Genomic DNA, 15,591 nt, shown 5'->3' on the forward strand with positions numbered 1-15,591 from the left:
TTTTACCCTAAGGGCGCTCATTGCCCAACTTCTCAGCAAGATTCAGCTTGTAGAGACTCGACTAATTGGATTAATTGCGTCTCGTTGGCACTATACACTTCCTGGCAAAACTCACAGATGGCTTCCGCTTGTTTATCCTTTTCGATAATGTCTTTTAATTCATCGACCCCAAGGAATTTTAAAGCTCCTAAGGCCCGTTCAAAAGAGCAGTCACAATCAAAACGCAGCATCTGCACAGCTGGAAAAATTTCTAGACCCATATCTCCGAGAAGTTCCTGAAAAATATCTTCTAGACCCTTTCCTGCTCGTAAAAGGGGTGTAAATCCCGTTAATTTTCGCAATCTCGACTCTAAACGAGCCACCAAGACCTCATCCCTGGCGGCCTCTTTCGAGAGAACTTGTAATAAAATTCCCCCAGCTGCCGTTACTCCTGTGGTCGTACCGACAAAAACCCCCACTTGCAAAGCGGAGGGAATTTGTTCCGACTGGTCTAGGTAGTAGGCGATATCTTCCCCCACTTCCCCAGAAACTATCTCGACGATGCTTTCCTGAAGTTCATTTCTCTCCTCACCTTTTTCTTCCCGCAAGACTCGCACATAACCTTTGTTACCCACGGCGCGACCCACATCTAATTTACCCTGAGCATTGGGGAGTAATTCCACCTGGGGACAGTCCACATAACCCCGCACCGTGCCATCGAGTCCAGCATCAACTAAAACACCGCCTAGGGGACCGTCGCCTTTAATGCGAATATTGACCCTAGAACCGGGTTTTTTTAAACTGGAAGCCAAGAGTAAAGCCGATGCCATCGTGCGACCGAGAGCGGCAGTGGCTACGTTAGATAATTTATGTCTTTGGCGGGCTTCTTCGGTTAAACGAGTGGTAATCACTCCTACTACTCTAATTCCGCCATCGGCGGCCGTGGCGCGGATTAATTTATCTGCCATACTACTTACTGTTATCCTTGGAAAACGCTGTCCCGATTTTTAGTTATTCTTTAACTAACTTAACAAAAATTATCAGACAACAATATGTTCGGCAATTTTCAACAAAGTCAGCTGCGTATCGAAATCTCGGCCCGTGAACAGGCTATCCGGGATAGTTTGCTCAAAACTGCTCATCTCCGTCAATGGCTGTGGCCGCAAATGCTCTCGCCCAATCTACCCGATAAATTAGAGGAAGGTTTGACTTTTACCTCTTGGTTAGGTTTAATTCCCGTACAACATCAGGTTTTATTGGCCAATGACCAGTGTTTACGCTTGCTTTTGAGTCAAGGTATCGATGGCTATCACGAATGGTATTGGGGCGATGGTTGGTTACAATCGCGTTTAGAAGGCATTTCTTTCCTTCCCCTCAATCTCGGTCAAACTCTCAGTTTGTTGAAATTACGACTATTTCTGAGCAATCAAAAGTAAATCGCACTTTAAAAACCCAATTATGGATTGTCTCTCCCCGCTGCTCACTCTCCTACACCGGGAGATTGGCCGCACCATGCAGGTCCGGGACTATTGACAGGCTAAGAACAGGGGTCTTCCCCCGACATTTGAGATAAAATCGATCTAGTTAAAAATTTAATTCCGAAACTATGTTCGACGCACTGGCCGACCGCTTAGAAGACGCATGGAAAAAATTACGAGGTCAAGATAAAATCTCCTCGGCCAATATACAAGAAACCCTCAAAGAAGTCCGGCGGGCTTTATTAGAAGCAGATGTTAACCTACAGGTGGTCAAGGGATTTATTGCTGAGGTCGAGAAACAAGCCCTCGGCGCTGAAGTTATTTCTGGAGTCAATCCCGGTCAGCAATTTATCAAAATTGTCTATGATGAATTAGTTAAAATTATGGGGGAAAGTAACGTTCCCCTAGCCCAGGCCGATAAACCCCCCACCGTAATTTTAATGGCCGGGTTGCAAGGGACAGGAAAAACCACCGCCACCGCCAAATTAGCCCTATATCTCCGCAAACAGTCCAAAAGCTGTCTGATGGTGGCCACCGATGTTTACCGTCCGGCGGCCATTGACCAATTAATCACCCTCGGTAAACAGATAAATGTTCCCGTCTTCGAGATGGGTTCTCAGGCTAATCCCGTCGATATCGCCCGTCAAGGTGTGGAAAAAGCCAAAGAATTAGGCGTAGATACCGTTATCATCGACACCGCCGGTCGTTTGCAGATAGATACCCAGATGATGGGCCAACTAGCACAAATCAAGAAAATTGTCAACCCCGACGACACTTTATTAGTGGTGGATGCGATGACCGGTCAGGAAGCGGCCAGTCTTACCAACACTTTTCACCAACAAATCGGCATCACGGGGGCAATTCTCACCAAACTCGATGGCGATACTCGCGGCGGGGCAGCCCTATCAGTGCGGCAAATATCGGGACAACCGATTAAATTTGTTGGGGTTGGGGAAAAAGTAGAAGCTTTAGAGCCATTTTATCCCGATCGCCTCGCCAGTCGCATCCTCAATATGGGTGATGTCCTGACGCTAGTGGAAAAAGCTCAGGAACAGTTAGACCTAGAAGACGCGGCCAAAATGCAGGCCAAGATTTTAGAGGCTAAGTTTGATTTTAATGACTTCCTCAAACAGATGCGGCTGTTAAAAAATATGGGTTCCCTGGGGGGAGTCCTCAAGTTAATCCCCGGTCTGGGCAAACTGAGCGGGACAGACATCGAAAAGGGCGAAAAAGAGTTAAAACGCACGGAAGCGATGATTAATTCCATGACCACGGAGGAACGCGCTAACCCCGATTTATTGGCTAAGTCTCCTAATCGTCGTCGTCGCATTGCCAAAGGTTCGGGACATCCGGAAACAGAAGTTAGCAAACTAATTGCTAATTTCACCAGAATGCGAACGATGATGCAACAGATGGGACGGGGACAAATGCCCGCTATGCCGGGGATGCCTGGGATGGGTGGCGGAATGTTTGGGGGGGGCAATCAACCGGGGTTCCGCGGTCAAGGTGGCAGCCCGAAAAAACCGAAGAAAATCAAGAAAAAGAAAGGTTTTGGCGATTTATAGAGGCTAAAAATGTTGAAAGCCAGAGCTTAAACTGAGGTTTCTACCGTCGGCTAATTTTATCTCTTTCCCCGGGACAATTTGACCGATTATCGCCCCCTCTTCCCCCACTTGCTCCAGCAATTCTCTGGCACTGTCCGGGGGCAAACACAAAACTAACTCAAAGTCTTCACCGCCGTATAAAGCCCATTCTAGAGCTTTTTCGGCTCCTACATATTCTTTCAGGGTTGGATGCAGGGGAATACTCTCGATTTCGGCACCAACCCCACTACAGCGACAAATTTGCATGATGGCATCTGCTAACCCGTCACTGCTATCCATGCCCGCGATGGGAAATTGCTTGACAATTTTTTGTAAATGTGGTATGCAATCGAGTCTCGGTCGCGGGCGTTGATGAGCTTGGATTAATCGCTTTTTTTGGGCGGAATTTAAATTCCTCCCGGTTTCAGGGTGCAAGAGTAACTCTAATCCAGCCCGCGATAAACCGTGATAACCTGTAATAACGATACTATCGCCCACTTTTGCGTTAAAACGTCTAATTTCTTCATTTTTTGCCACTTGTCCCAGAGCAGTGATGCTGATGTTAATCTCCGTAGCCCGACAGACATCGCCACCAACGATCGCCGTCTGATATACTTGCAGACAAGAGCTAAGACCCCGATAGAGTCCTTCTAGCCAATCGATGGCTAGATCGGGAGTTAAAGCCAATCCTACCGTAATTCCCAGGGGTTCTGCCCCATAGCCGCTAAATCGGATAAATTAGCCGCCGCCGCTCGCCAGCCCACATCTTCCGGAGAGGTAGTAAGATCGCTAAAGTGGACGTTATTGACTAAAACATCAGTGGTGACAACGAGAGAGTAACCGTCTTTGAGGGATAAAATCGCCCCATCATCACCGATAATCTCCGCAGGACAATATTTTTGCAGAATCGGTAGCAATCCCTGTTCACCTAAGTCTTTAACGGTTAAATTCATGATGTTTGAGAATTGAACGATGCAGCTTCTAAAAAGTCTTTAGTTAAGAGGATTGGCGCTGATTTTTTCGTAGGCGCGATCGATAATTCCCCGACCGCGCAAAAAGCCGGTATTAGCTCCAGGACAAAGATAGGAGAGGGTTTCCGGACTAAAACGGTCTAAAATGGCCTTTTGCGATCGCAATTGCCGCGGCCAGTGGAAAGTTTTCGCGGTCTGTAGAGGTTGCGGTTGACCCTTGGTGTCGGGGAGAAGATGACGACCGGTAAATAAAACCCCCCGTGACGGTTCCAGTAGAGACAGGAGGAACCGGGAGAATGGCCTGGAGTCCAAAAACCGCTACAAGTGGGAGATAACTGGATTTGCTGCTGAAAAACGGTAATTTGACGGTGAGGAAGCAGATAGGCTTCCTGTTCCTGTAGAATAATCTCACAATCAAGCCAACTTTGCAGAGAATCGCTCTGTTTACCCTGACCCCCGCGATGGGTAAAAAATAAGTAACGGACTCCCTTTTCTCGGAGAAAATCCCGCTCGCTCTCGTCACAGCCAGGACAATCCACCAGAATATTGCCAGTATTTTCTACAATAAGATAAGAGGTTCCCCCTAGGGTTTCCCGATTAGGCGAGAAAGCGTATAAACCTTCTAGAATTAATCGAGGGGGTTTTGTGGTTTTGCTAACCTCTAAAGGAGACGATTCGGTTTCCGATCGCATGGTTTGCCTATCCAAATCACAATCAATGCGGTTTATAACTTAGCACGATCGGTCACTAACCCAGCCATAAAAGGGACGGAGCTTGCCTAAACCAATTTAGGCGACGCAAGTAGAGACTACCGCATCGAGACACAATCTGGTACAGACCTCCGAATACTTCCCTAGTTCGGATTCCCTCTCAGCTTTATTGGTAAAGCGTTGTTAGACAAGACATCTTGATGGTGTTGCGGTAAGGGACTTTAACTTTACTCTTAAGGATTATCTCCATGGCAAGAGTTCCTGTTATTTCAAAAGACGGAAAACCGTTAATGCCCACCAAACCCAGTCGGGCTAGACGGTGGATTAAAGAAGGAAAAGCTATCGGCAAATTCAACGACTTAGGTATTTTCTATGTCCAGCTAATCGATGAACCTTCCGATAGTAAAACCCAACCGATTGCTATTGGTATTGACCCAGGTAAATTATTCTCTGGAATTGGCGTTCAATCCTCTCTTTTTACTCTTTGGAAGGCTCACTTAGAACTTCCTTTTAAACGAGTAAGAGAGCGCATGGACAATAGACGGTTAATGCGAAAAGGACGTAGAGGAAGACGGATTAACCGTCAACTTCCTTTTAATCTAAGAGCGCATCGACAAAAACGATTTTCAAATAGAAAACAAGGAAAATTAGCCCCCTCAATCAGAGCTAATCGTCAACTTGAACTTCGAGTCGTTTCCGAACTAACCAAAATCTATCCAATTACTGACATTTACTTTGAGTATGTCAAAGCCGATATTGATTTAACTTCCGGTAGAAAAGGGGCTAAGTCTGGAAAAGGTTTCTCGTCGGTTATGGTTGGACAAAAATGGGCTATTGAGCAACTATCTCAATTGGCAACAGTCCATACTCGCTTTGGTTGGCAAACCTCTAATCTCAGAAAGTATTTGCGACTAGAAAAGTCCAAAAATAAAGCAGAACAATCACCAGAAAGTCATGCTAACGATGGAATTGCTCTTGCCTGTTTTCAATTTTTAGATTATTTGCCATTCCACAATTCTAATGGACATGGATATGATTGGAAGGGTTCTGTTAAAGTAACAAACGCTCCCTTTGCTGTCATCAAACGTCCTCCTATTAGTCGTCGTCAACTTCACCTGATGGTTTTTTCTAAAGGTGGTAAACGACGTAAATATGGTGGCTCTACCACAAGACATGGGTTCCGTAAAGGAGATTTAGTTTCTTCTCCCAAAGGAATTGGTTATGTTAGTGGAGATACCGAAAAACAGCTATCTGTAAGCGATACCAGTTGGAAACGATTGGGACAGATAGCTGTTAGTAAGATTCAGTTAATTCGTCGTTCTAACGGTTTAATTGTTTCTCGCTAACTTATGTAAAGCCGCCCTCCGCTATCGCTAAAGGGCGGGGTTTCAGACCCAGTTTTTCGATGACCAGGCCGGCTGAAATTAGCCGCTTTTTATTCAAGAGAAAAGAGCCGATATGGAAATGTGGTTGTTATTAGGGATTCTTGGCGGTTTCACTTATTTTATCGTCAAGCGTAGCGTGGCCAAAATCACGACAACACCAGTTTGGTTAATTTGGTTAGTCCTGATGACTCCGGCTCTAATTTGGACCGGCTGGACGTTAATCTATGGAGAGGATACTCCCATACCGGCATTTTTGCTGTTCGGTCCTTTTGTGATCTGCCCTTTTTTGTACTGGTGGTTAGTACAAAGGGGGCGGGTTACTCCCCAAGAAGGCCCCCCATCACCACCAAAAACAGCGAATTTAGTCCTAGAAAATATTGATAATCCTGCACCTAAAAATGATTTAAAACCGATCACTGCCGAAGAGGAAAAATCCCTAAGAGATTGTTTTCCTTGGGGTGTTTATTATCTGCAAAATATCGATTATCGTCCCCAGGCAATTCTCTGTCGGGGCAAATTGCGAGCGGTTCCCGAAGAAGCTTATCAAGTGATTAAAAACAATGTGGAGAAGGTTTTTGGGGATCGCTTTTTATTGCTTTTCCAAGAAAGTTTTCAGGGACAACCTTTTTTCGCTCTTGTGGCTAATCCCTGGCAGCAAAAAACAGAAACTATAGAAACTGAAAAAATTACTCGCCCCTTTCTTGCCCTGGGTTTATTGTTATTAACTCTCTTAACTACCACGGTCATCGGTGCGGGATTAAGTGGCATTACCACCCAACAATTAGAAAATAATTCTAGTTTATTATTGCAAGGTTTACCCTACAGTTTAGGCTTAATTGCTATTTTAGGACTGCACGAATTCAGCCATTATTTGACAGCAGTTAAATATAAAATTAAAACTACTTTGCCCTATTTTATCCCCATTCCTTTCTTCCTAGGCACCTTCGGGGCTTTTATTCAAATGCGATCCCCTGTACCCACCCGCAAAGCTTTATTTGATGTGGCGGTGGCCGGTCCTTTGGGGGGTATAATTATCGCTATTCCTCTACTGTTTTGGGGATTGTCCCTCTCGGAAATAGTTCCCCTAACTAATCAAAGCAGTTTATTAAATTTTCAGGCCTTAAATCCGCAGTTTTCTTTTCTCTTGTCTATCCTAGCTAAACTAGCCCTCGGCAGTAATTTAATCGCCGGAAAAGCGATCCATTTACATCCTTTAGCGGTGGCAGGTTATGTGGGAATTATCGTTACAGCCCTAAATTTAATGCCCGTGGGTCAATTGGATGGTGGTCATATTGTTCACGCCATGTATGGGCAGAAAACCGCCGTAATTATCGGTCAATTAACTCGATTATTCCTGTTTATTTTAGCCCTAGTGCAACCAGATTTTTTACTCTGGGCGATTATTCTATTATTAATGCCAGTCAGCGATCAACCTGCTTTAAATGATGTCACCGAATTGGATAATAAACGAGATTTATTAGGTTTATTTTCCCTAGCTTTGTTATTAAGTATTTTGCTACCCCTTCCCGAAGCGGTGGCCCGTTGGTGGGGAATGTAAGCGACTGCATCAATCAACCTGAGTTCCAGGAAAATTATCGGTCAGTTGGGGAATAAAATCCCTATCTCCTACGTCAATGTGAGTTCGATGACCCTCACCCTCGATCACTTTAATCCACAAAGCTGAAGGCTGACAACTGATCACCGATCACTGATATATGGTTCTCAAGGCTAATTCTCGCAGAAAAAAGCGAGTTTCTCTGAAAGCGAAGTTAGGCAAATCTAGGTTAAAATTGCTGGCTATTCCGCTAATTTTGGCGAGTTTAGGCTGGTTATACCACGATTTACGTCAGCAGTGGCTAAAACCGGAAGCGATTTTTGTTTTGGGAGGTCATGCCGCTCGAGAACGTTTTGCGGCAAAATTAGCTAAGGAATATCCCGATCTACCGATTTGGGTATCTTCCGGTAGTCCGCGACGATATGTGAAAAAGATTTTTAAAAAAGCGGGAATTCCCCTAGAACGTCTCCATCTCGATTACAATGCGCGAGATACTGTCACTAACTTTACTAGCCTAGCCGATCAACTGAAAGCCCAAGGTATTGATAGTGTCTATCTAGTCACTTCCGATAATCACATGAGAAGGGCGCGATTAGTGGGAGAAATTGTTTTTGGTAGTCGCGGAATTATGATTAAACCGGTGACTGTTCCCTCCCAATCATCCCCCGAACCCCTAGAAAAGTCCCTCAGAGACGGTTTTAGGGCAATATTATGGGTAATAAGCGGTTCCACTGGGGAATTTTGGCTAGAATCCGCTTCTAGTTCCCATCTCCGATCAAAATAAAATTATCTTGACAAAATTACCCACTTTATGTTAAGCAAAAATACCATTTTCGCCATCTTATTGATTTTTGTGCCTATATCGATCGCCGGTTCCCTGTTACACTGGGGCGGAACAGTTGTTTTTATCACCGCTTGTCTAGCCATTATCCCCCTAGCGGCCTACATGGGGGAAGCCACCGAAGCGATTGCGGTGGTGGTTGGGCCAAATATTGGCGGTTTGATGAATGCCACCTTTGGCAATGCCACAGAATTAATTCTCGCCTATGTCGCTTTGCGGGAAGGTTTTATCGATGTGGTAAAAGCGACGATTACTGGCTCAATTATCGGTAATTTACTCTTAGTTATGGGATTATCGATGTTTTTAGGCGGTTTACGCTTCAAAGAACAGGAATTTCAACCAATAACTGCTCGTTTAAATGCTTCAGCCATGAATTTGGCGGTGGTGGCGCTCCTTTTACCCACTGCCGTGGAATTTACCTCCACGGGAGTCGGGGAAGCAGTCCTGCAACGTCTATCCGTGGCCGTGGCAGCGGTGTTAATTTTCGTCTATGGTTTAAGTCTCTTATTTTCCATGAAAACCCACACCTATCTCTACGATGTCGGGGTTGCTGGTATCGAGGAGGAAAGCACCGGAGAAAGCACCGCAAGGCCGAAAATCTGGTTTTGGTCTTTGATTTTATTGATCGTTACTATCGCCGTGGCCGTAGAATCGGAGTTATTGGTGGCATCCCTAGAGGAGGCTACGGAACAGCTAGGTTTAACGGCACTGTTTACCGGGGTGATTCTTTTGCCTATTATCGGTAATGCGGCCGAACACGCTACGGCTGTCACCGTCGCCCTTAAGAATAAAATGGATCTGTCGGTATCTGTGGCCGTCGGTTCCAGTATGCAGATCGCCCTGTTTGTGGCTCCGGTTTTGGTTATCATGGGTTATATTATCGGTCAGCCCATGGATCTAAATTTTAATCCCTTTGAGTTGGTGGCAGTGGCTGTAGCGGTGTGGTTGGCTAATTCGATTAGTAGTGATGGGCGATCGAATTGGTTGGAAGGAATGTTACTCTTAGCTACATATACTATCCTGGCCTTGGCTTTCTTTTTTCATCCTCTCACCGCTTAGAGTTATCCCTTGCAGATATATAGACAATGACGGATGCTTTGGCTCAAGGGAGTGGTAAAACTGGCAATTTTGAGGATTTTACCGCCGGCTTTCTCTAGATTCTTCTCTAAACTTAAACTATCCTCCGACGACCACTGACCACGATAGAGAATAGCGATTCCGGTCTTTTTCAGGAAAGGCAAAGCATAGTTAACACAGATATCCACATTACCTACCGCTCGCAAACAGACGATATCGTAAGCACAGTTATGTTTAAGGTTTTTCCCGACGATTTCCGCCCGACCTAAACGAGTTTTCGTGTTATTTAACTCTAATTTGTCAATAACTTCTTCCAGAAAATTAATCTTTTTTTGGGTGGAATCCAAGAGAGTCACCGACCAATGGGGATATGCGATCGCAATTGGCACCCCCGGAAATCCGGCCCCCGTCCCCAAATCAATGACTGATAGGGATTTTGTCAATAGATCCGGCTGGGATTTTTGTAACCAAGCTAAACCCGATAAAGAGTCCCAAAGATGTTTTTCCCAAAACTCCTCCGGTTGGGTAATTCGGGTGAGATTAAAACGTTGATTACCCTCTAAAATCAACTCATAAAGTTGTTGAAATCGCGCTTGTATGGCCCCATCGGGTTGCCATTCTAGGGTTTCTTGCCAAAGGTCAAATAATTCAGGAAGGATCATTAATTCAGTTATCAGTTATCAGTTATCAGTCATCAGTTATCAGGTATGAGGGAAGTGGGGAAGTGGGGAAGTGGGGAATTTCAACTAAAAACCCCAATACCCTAAAACCCTAAAACCCTAAAACCTCAAAACCCTAAAATCTCAACTATCTGTTTTTTCACTTTTTACTTCCCTCAAATGTCCTTGTTCAATTTTCCAGTGACGGTCAGCAATAGGCAATAATTCCCCAGCATCGTGACTAACTACTAATAAAGTCCAGTGTTGTTTGAGACTAGCGAGAAGTTTAGCCAATTGACGACGCATAGACCAATCTAAACCGGCCGTAGGTTCATCGAGAAGTAACAGATTAGGCTGCCGGATTAACTGGACAGCGAGAGATAAACGACGCTGTTGACCTCCACTAAGATTGTGGGGAGAAGTATCCAGAGGAATATTTTCTAATCCTACCTCCTTTAAGGCCGCCGTTAGGCGATCGCTTTTAATCTCTGGATGACCGAGACGCAACTCCTCAAGGATGGTTTTACCGCAAAAATGACGTTCAGGAAACTGAAAAACGATTCCTCCTAATTGTTGCAGGTGCAGTACCGTTAATTCTTGGTCGCGCCAGTGAATCGTCCCTGCTGTTTTATCGGCAAAGCCTGCTAGAATTTCCAAAAGAGTCGTTTTTCCAGAACCACTGGGGCCAACAATCAGACCTAATTCTTGGGGTGCTAATTCGAGATTAATCCCCTGTAAAATGGGATTGAGGGCAGCGGGGGGATGATAAACCACATCTTTGAGATAAAGCATTGACAGGAAAATAACTGGAAATTAAGTCTAGAAACCCGTTTCTATTGTGACAGATTTTTTCATTCGCTCAAGGAGACTTTTGACCATGGTGCTGAGGTTAGGTTTAACGAAAAAAATGGCGATCGGTGCTTCGCTGGCTGTTATGGTAGTGGTTAACTGGATTGGTCCCGGGTTGGCCGGAGATCCTTTCCGCAAAACCAATCCCCGACCGATTGGTGATAAGACCGAGGCCGCTTTTAACGCTATTTTTAAACAAGGTAATTATCTAGAGGCAAAAAAATTAATTGTTGAGGCCACAGAAAAGGAACCCCAAGAACCTTTGTCCCATGCTATGCGTGCCTCTCTTGCTTTTACCGACCAGGATTGGAACACCCTCAAAACCTACTCCGAGAAAACTAAGGAAGCGGCCAAACAAATGCAGGACAGCGACCCTTTAAGGGGAAATTTGTATCTCGCGGTGGGGAGTTTTTTGGAGGGAACCTACGTTTTTCAAACCGAAGGAGCAGTATCGGCTATCCCCAGATTACAACAGGTGTTTCAGTATTTGGAAACCGCAGAAAAGGTTAGTCCTACGGATCCGGAATTGAACCTGTTAAAGGGTTATATGGATTTGATTTTAGCGGTTAATCTGCCCTTTTCTAGTCCCCAAGAGGCAATTCAACGGCTAGAAACATACGGGAGTCCTGATTACTTGGTTGATCGAGGTATAGCTCTAGCTTACCGGGATTTAAAGCAGTATGATCAGGCTTTGCGGTTTATCGATAACGCTCTGAAAGCGACCCCCGATAATCCAGAATTAATGTATCTGAAGGGTCAAATCCTGAGAATTCAAGGCAATACGGATAAAAATACCGGCTCTTTGAAACTGGCACTAGATTACTTTAATAATGCCCTGAAAAAACAGGAACAACTCCCCGAATCAGTTAAAAAACAGTTAAATCGCGAACACCGTAAGGTACAGGAGGAGATTAAATCCCTAGAAAACACCGCTAATCGTTAAAAAACGCCTAAAAATAGTCAATATTTGTTTTTTTTATCAGTTATCAGTTTTTGAAGGCAAGAGGCAGTCGTCAAGGCTGCATCGCAGATTTGCAGGAATACCGACAATCAGCAATTATCAGTGACTCTTAGATGATGACAAATGTATCAGCAGCTGCGTGTAAGCATCCCACCGAAAAACTAATGCGCTCCGGGGTTTGGGGGGTATAACCCCCCAAAAGCTGGGATTGAGTGGTAAAATCAGAAACAACGCCCGATTTTAGCAGGGGGGTTTCCCCGTAAAAATCCCAATTGGTAGATTTACAGAAATGAGATGCACCCGCCGTCAAATTTTGCCAAAACAGAAAATCTCCTCTTATGGTATATAAAGTAAAGGATTATTAAGCTTCGCAGAAGTTTATTAATTAAAGTTAAAAATATATTGACAAAAAAGACGGCTTGTGGTATAGGGCAGAATTTAGCCAAACCTCCTAGCTAATTTCTTGTCAAGGGTTCACCTAAGTGTAATTGGAGATTTCATGACGGCAACGACGGATAAATTGCATGGGGAGTTGATCACCTCGATCGAGCCAGACTTTAAACTGAAAGATATTATTCAAAGCATTCCCAAAGAATATTTCCAGAAAGACCCAGTTAAAGCTTGGTTTGGTGTGATTACGAATATTTTGGCGGTCATTGCGGGTTATGCAATGCTAGTTTATTCTCCCTGGTATTTACTGCCTTTAGCTTGGATTTTTACGGGTACAGCTTTAACGGGATTCTTTGTGATCGCGCATGATTGCGGTCATCGGTCTTTTTCTAATCGACCCTGGGTTAATGATCTTGTCGGTCATATTTTCCTCTTACCGCTTATCTATCCCTTCCACTGCTGGCGTTTCCTCCATGATCGCCATCATGCTAAAACTAACATGGTAACGATAGATAATGCTTGGGATCCGTGGGAATTAGAAGCTTTTAACTCGGCCAACCCCTTAGTGCGTCTCTTTTATCGCGGCATTCGCGGCCGTTTCTGGTGGCTCGGTTCGATCGCCCACTGGGCGATTCTACACTTCAACATCGAACAATTCAAGGAGAACGAACGGGAAAAAGCGCGCTTTTCGATGATTGTCGTCCTAGTTTTTGCCGCTATTTTTTTCCCAACCCTAATTTTCTACACTGGTGTTTGGGGATTGGTTAAATTTTGGGTGGTACCTTGGTTTGTCTATCATTTTTGGATGAGTACCTTTACCCTTGTCCATCACACAGACCCCGATATTCAATTTTCCTATCCCGAAGACTGGAATCAAGCTTTAGCGCAACTAGAAGGGACAGTTCACTGTAGCTATCCCCGTTGGGTAGAAATTCTCTGTCACGATATTAATGTCCATATCCCCCATCATATCTCGACGGCGATTCCTTCCTATAACCTCCGCAAAGTTCACGCTAGTCTCCAAGAAAATTGGGGGAGTCACCTGAAAGAAACCAAGTTTTCTTGGGCATTAATGCAGCGAATCGTTGATTATTGCCATATTTTCGACTCCGAAACCGCCTACAAAACCTTTAAGGAAAGCCGCGGTTAAATCAGTTATCAGTGATCAGTTATCAGTTATCAGTGATCAGTTATCAGTTATCAGTGGGTAAGTTATCAGATTTGGCTCTTCTGGTTTCTGTGTGGAAACGGGGTCTATACTGATAGAATATCCGCAAAATAGTCCTAAAAGTCTTTCCCAGTAAATATTTCACGATTCTATAAGCAAAAATTATCATACAAAGTCGAGAAGAGCCGTGACAGTATTAAATCGAAGTTTCCTAATGTCTTTTCACTGATTGCTGATTATTGTTTACTGGCCACCGTTTACTGATTACTGTTTACTGATCACTGAAAAAAGATTACCAGAAACTGCGTTTACCATTGGGCATAACTGTTAACCAATTGGTTTTTGCCAGGGCGATTTGTTCTCGAGTTACTTGGGCATCAGAGAGATTAGCCCCGCAAAGATTAGCATCTTTGAGATTAGCGTAGCGAAGATGGGCGCCAGTGAGATTAGCCCCGCGTAAATCGGCCCTTTCCAGATCTGCATAACCGAGATAGGCATTATTTAAATTGGTATTTTTGAGAATAGCTTGACTGAGATTAACCCGGCCCAGATCCGCATTGGACAGATCCGCCCCTCGTAAATTAGCTCCTGTTAATTTGGATTGACAGAAATTGATGCCAAAAAGTTTGGCTTTGGCCAGATTGAGATTTGGTAATTCCTCTTGGGCGAAATTGCGCCGGCCGTTATTGTAAGCATCGAGAATCGCTTTTTCATCTAAGCGGGGTTTTTTCTTCAGTAAGGTTAGCTCTGTGCTGCTGCGGGCTTGACTTTTGATCAATACATTTGTATTAGACAGTGAAAAAGCCATCTGTCCCCCCAGCATATTATCTGGAGAGGCCTCTGGATTTTGATTTTTGGGACGAAATTTAGACTTGAGAAGGCCAGAAACGGAGGAAGTGGCTATCGAACCTGAATCTTGTCGGGGGGCTGGGAAGTAACCATTGGAGCGGCGATTAAACTTTGGGCTAGACTATCGGCATAAGCCGTCATGTCTAAAGCATCCATTACCTCTTGGGCGGATTTGTAGCGATGACGGACAGAGACTTCCAGCATTTTTTTCAGGACTTTAGCAAACTGGGGACTCACCTTGACTAATTTTTCCCAGAGTAATTCACCTGTATTAATATCAACTTCAATCGCTTTAGGAGATTTGCCCGTGAGTAGATAGAGACAGGTAGCTCCCACCGCATAGATATCACTAGCGTAAACGGGACGCATGGCCATCTGTTCGGGGGGGGCAAAACCCTGGGTACCCACGGCAAAATTAGTGAAAGCGGTTTGAGAATCGGCATTGGCCATGACGCTATTAACTTGATTTTTGACAGCCCCGAAGTCAATCAGAACCAATTTTCGGTCTGTTTGCCGACGAACTAGGTTAGCGGGTTTGATATCCCGATGAATTACCTTTTGCTCGTGGACATATTTCAAAATCGGCAAGAGTTCACTTAAAAACTGTTTGACTCCCGCTTCGCTAAACGGTCCGCGTTTTTTGACCTCTTGGTGCAGGTTATGACCTTTAACGTATTCTTGAACTAGATAAAACTGTTGATTATCTTCAAAATAGTCCAATAATCGGGGAATCTGCGGATGAACTCCCAGTTTTGCCAAGGTGGCCGCTTCTCGATCAAAAAGTTCCCTCGCCATGCGAAAAACATTAGCATCTTGAGGGGGAGGTTGCAGTTGTTTGACCACACAGAGGGGCTTATCTGGTAGGGACAGATCCGATGAAACAAAAGTTGCCCCAAACCCACCTTTCCCCAAAATGCGTAGGGTTTGATAGCGGTCGTGCAGAAGAAGTTTTGAACCGCAACTCTCGCAGATTAACGCTGTCGGGGCGTTTTTCGGTTGAGTACAGTTGGGATTAAGGCAGTAGGTCATCTAGAGCCACCAATTGACCGATCTTTTTTACTAACACACCTTAACAATGCACTTTAAGAGATTCTCCTCAAGGGGGGGTATCTCCCAAAGTCTAAAGCCAGAGGCCT

General features: G+C 44.6%; 11 protein-coding genes and 3 pseudogenes. 8 read left to right on the top strand and 6 right to left on the bottom strand.

Annotation, left to right across the window (positions count from 1 at the left end):
• Positions 1 to 32: 32 nt before the first annotated feature.
• Positions 33 to 947, bottom strand: coding sequence for an Hsp33 family molecular chaperone HslO (gene hslO, locus VL20_RS06015; protein WP_002759591.1), 915 nt, complete (start codon positions 945 to 947; stop codon positions 33 to 35).
• 84 nt (positions 948 to 1,031) lie between these two features.
• Here hslO and VL20_RS06020 point away from each other — a divergent pair, with 84 nt between their 5' ends.
• Both VL20_RS06020 and ffh read left to right on the top strand, forming a co-directional pair.
• A complete protein-coding gene (locus VL20_RS06020) occupies positions 1,032 to 1,415 on the top strand; it encodes a hypothetical protein (protein WP_052275928.1) in 384 nt (127 codons plus the stop codon).
• A gap of 170 nt (positions 1,416 to 1,585) precedes the next feature.
• Positions 1,586 to 3,022, top strand: coding sequence for a signal recognition particle protein (ffh, locus tag VL20_RS06025; RefSeq protein ID WP_052275929.1), 1,437 nt, complete (start codon positions 1,586 to 1,588; stop codon positions 3,020 to 3,022).
• 3 nt (positions 3,023 to 3,025) lie between these two features.
• Here the strand turns inward: ffh and thiL are convergent.
• Together thiL and VL20_RS06035 are read right to left on the bottom strand one after the other, a co-directional pair.
• A pseudogene (gene thiL, locus VL20_RS06030) lies at positions 3,026 to 3,993 on the bottom strand (thiamine-phosphate kinase).
• Between the two features lie 39 nt (positions 3,994 to 4,032).
• A pseudogene (locus VL20_RS06035) lies at positions 4,033 to 4,703 on the bottom strand (MBL fold metallo-hydrolase).
• 266 nt (positions 4,704 to 4,969) lie between these two features.
• Between VL20_RS06035 and VL20_RS06040 the strand changes: the two are divergent.
• From VL20_RS06040 to cax, 4 genes are all read left to right on the top strand, one after another.
• Positions 4,970 to 6,067 carry an RRXRR domain-containing protein gene (locus VL20_RS06040; protein ID WP_052275930.1) on the top strand — a complete coding sequence of 366 codons (1,098 nt, stop codon included), beginning with the start codon at positions 4,970 to 4,972 and terminating at the stop codon, positions 6,065 to 6,067.
• Positions 6,068 to 6,179: 112 nt separating this feature from the next.
• Positions 6,180 to 7,664, top strand: a complete 1,485-nt coding sequence (locus VL20_RS06045) for a site-2 protease family protein (RefSeq protein ID WP_081417900.1) — start codon at positions 6,180 to 6,182, stop codon at positions 7,662 to 7,664.
• Positions 7,665 to 7,821: 157 nt separating this feature from the next.
• A complete protein-coding gene (locus VL20_RS06050) occupies positions 7,822 to 8,445 on the top strand; it encodes a YdcF family protein (RefSeq protein WP_052275931.1) in 624 nt (207 codons plus the stop codon).
• Positions 8,446 to 8,472: 27 nt separating this feature from the next.
• Positions 8,473 to 9,561, top strand: a complete 1,089-nt coding sequence (cax, locus tag VL20_RS06055) for a calcium/proton exchanger (RefSeq protein WP_052275932.1) — start codon at positions 8,473 to 8,475, stop codon at positions 9,559 to 9,561.
• A 2-nt stretch (positions 9,562 to 9,563) separates the two neighbouring features.
• Here the strand turns inward: cax and rsmG are convergent, their stop codons facing one another.
• Positions 9,564 to 10,241 (bottom strand): 16S rRNA (guanine(527)-N(7))-methyltransferase RsmG, encoded by a 678-nt coding sequence (gene rsmG / locus VL20_RS06060; protein WP_052275933.1) that lies wholly within the window; start codon positions 10,239 to 10,241, stop codon positions 9,564 to 9,566.
• 141 nt (positions 10,242 to 10,382) lie between these two features.
• Positions 10,383 to 11,030: an ABC transporter ATP-binding protein gene (locus VL20_RS06065; protein WP_002786686.1), complete on the bottom strand. Its 648-nt coding sequence runs from the start codon at positions 11,028 to 11,030 to the stop codon at positions 10,383 to 10,385.
• Positions 11,031 to 11,115: 85 nt separating this feature from the next.
• On the opposite strand from VL20_RS06065, the gene VL20_RS06070 reads away from it, so the two are divergent.
• Positions 11,116 to 12,030 (top strand): Sll0314/Alr1548 family TPR repeat-containing protein, encoded by a 915-nt coding sequence (locus tag VL20_RS06070; protein ID WP_052275934.1) that lies wholly within the window; start codon positions 11,116 to 11,118, stop codon positions 12,028 to 12,030.
• 517 nt (positions 12,031 to 12,547) lie between these two features.
• Positions 12,548 to 13,588 (top strand): fatty acid desaturase, encoded by a 1,041-nt coding sequence (locus tag VL20_RS06080; RefSeq protein ID WP_052275936.1) that lies wholly within the window; start codon positions 12,548 to 12,550, stop codon positions 13,586 to 13,588.
• A 310-nt stretch (positions 13,589 to 13,898) separates the two neighbouring features.
• On the opposite strand, the pseudogene VL20_RS06085 reads toward VL20_RS06080, so the two are convergent.
• Positions 13,899 to 15,484: pseudogene (locus tag VL20_RS06085) on the bottom strand (protein kinase domain-containing protein).
• Positions 15,485 to 15,591: the final 107 nt, after the last annotated feature.

The sequence above is a fragment of the Microcystis panniformis FACHB-1757 genome, assembly GCF_001264245.1.
GTDB lineage: Bacteria > Cyanobacteriota > Cyanobacteriia > Cyanobacteriales > Microcystaceae > Microcystis > Microcystis panniformis.

What these genes read in the sequence shown, in the direction of transcription:
- hslO (WP_002759591.1), bottom strand. Translation starts at nt 947, where the DNA reads ATGGCAGATAAATTAATCCGCGCCACGGCCGCCGATGGCGGAATTAGA.
- VL20_RS06020 (WP_052275928.1), top strand. Translation starts at nt 1,032, where the DNA reads ATGTTCGGCAATTTTCAACAAAGTCAGCTGCGTATCGAAATCTCGGCC.
- ffh (WP_052275929.1), top strand. Translation starts at nt 1,586, where the DNA reads ATGTTCGACGCACTGGCCGACCGCTTAGAAGACGCATGGAAAAAATTA.
- VL20_RS06040 (WP_052275930.1), top strand. Translation starts at nt 4,970, where the DNA reads ATGGCAAGAGTTCCTGTTATTTCAAAAGACGGAAAACCGTTAATGCCC.
- VL20_RS06045 (WP_081417900.1), top strand. Translation starts at nt 6,180, where the DNA reads ATGGAAATGTGGTTGTTATTAGGGATTCTTGGCGGTTTCACTTATTTT.
- VL20_RS06050 (WP_052275931.1), top strand. Translation starts at nt 7,822, where the DNA reads ATGGTTCTCAAGGCTAATTCTCGCAGAAAAAAGCGAGTTTCTCTGAAA.
- cax (WP_052275932.1), top strand. Translation starts at nt 8,473, where the DNA reads ATGTTAAGCAAAAATACCATTTTCGCCATCTTATTGATTTTTGTGCCT.
- rsmG (WP_052275933.1), bottom strand. Translation starts at nt 10,241, where the DNA reads ATGATCCTTCCTGAATTATTTGACCTTTGGCAAGAAACCCTAGAATGG.
- VL20_RS06065 (WP_002786686.1), bottom strand. Translation starts at nt 11,030, where the DNA reads ATGCTTTATCTCAAAGATGTGGTTTATCATCCCCCCGCTGCCCTCAAT.
- VL20_RS06070 (WP_052275934.1), top strand. Translation starts at nt 11,116, where the DNA reads ATGGTGCTGAGGTTAGGTTTAACGAAAAAAATGGCGATCGGTGCTTCG.
- VL20_RS06080 (WP_052275936.1), top strand. Translation starts at nt 12,548, where the DNA reads ATGACGGCAACGACGGATAAATTGCATGGGGAGTTGATCACCTCGATC.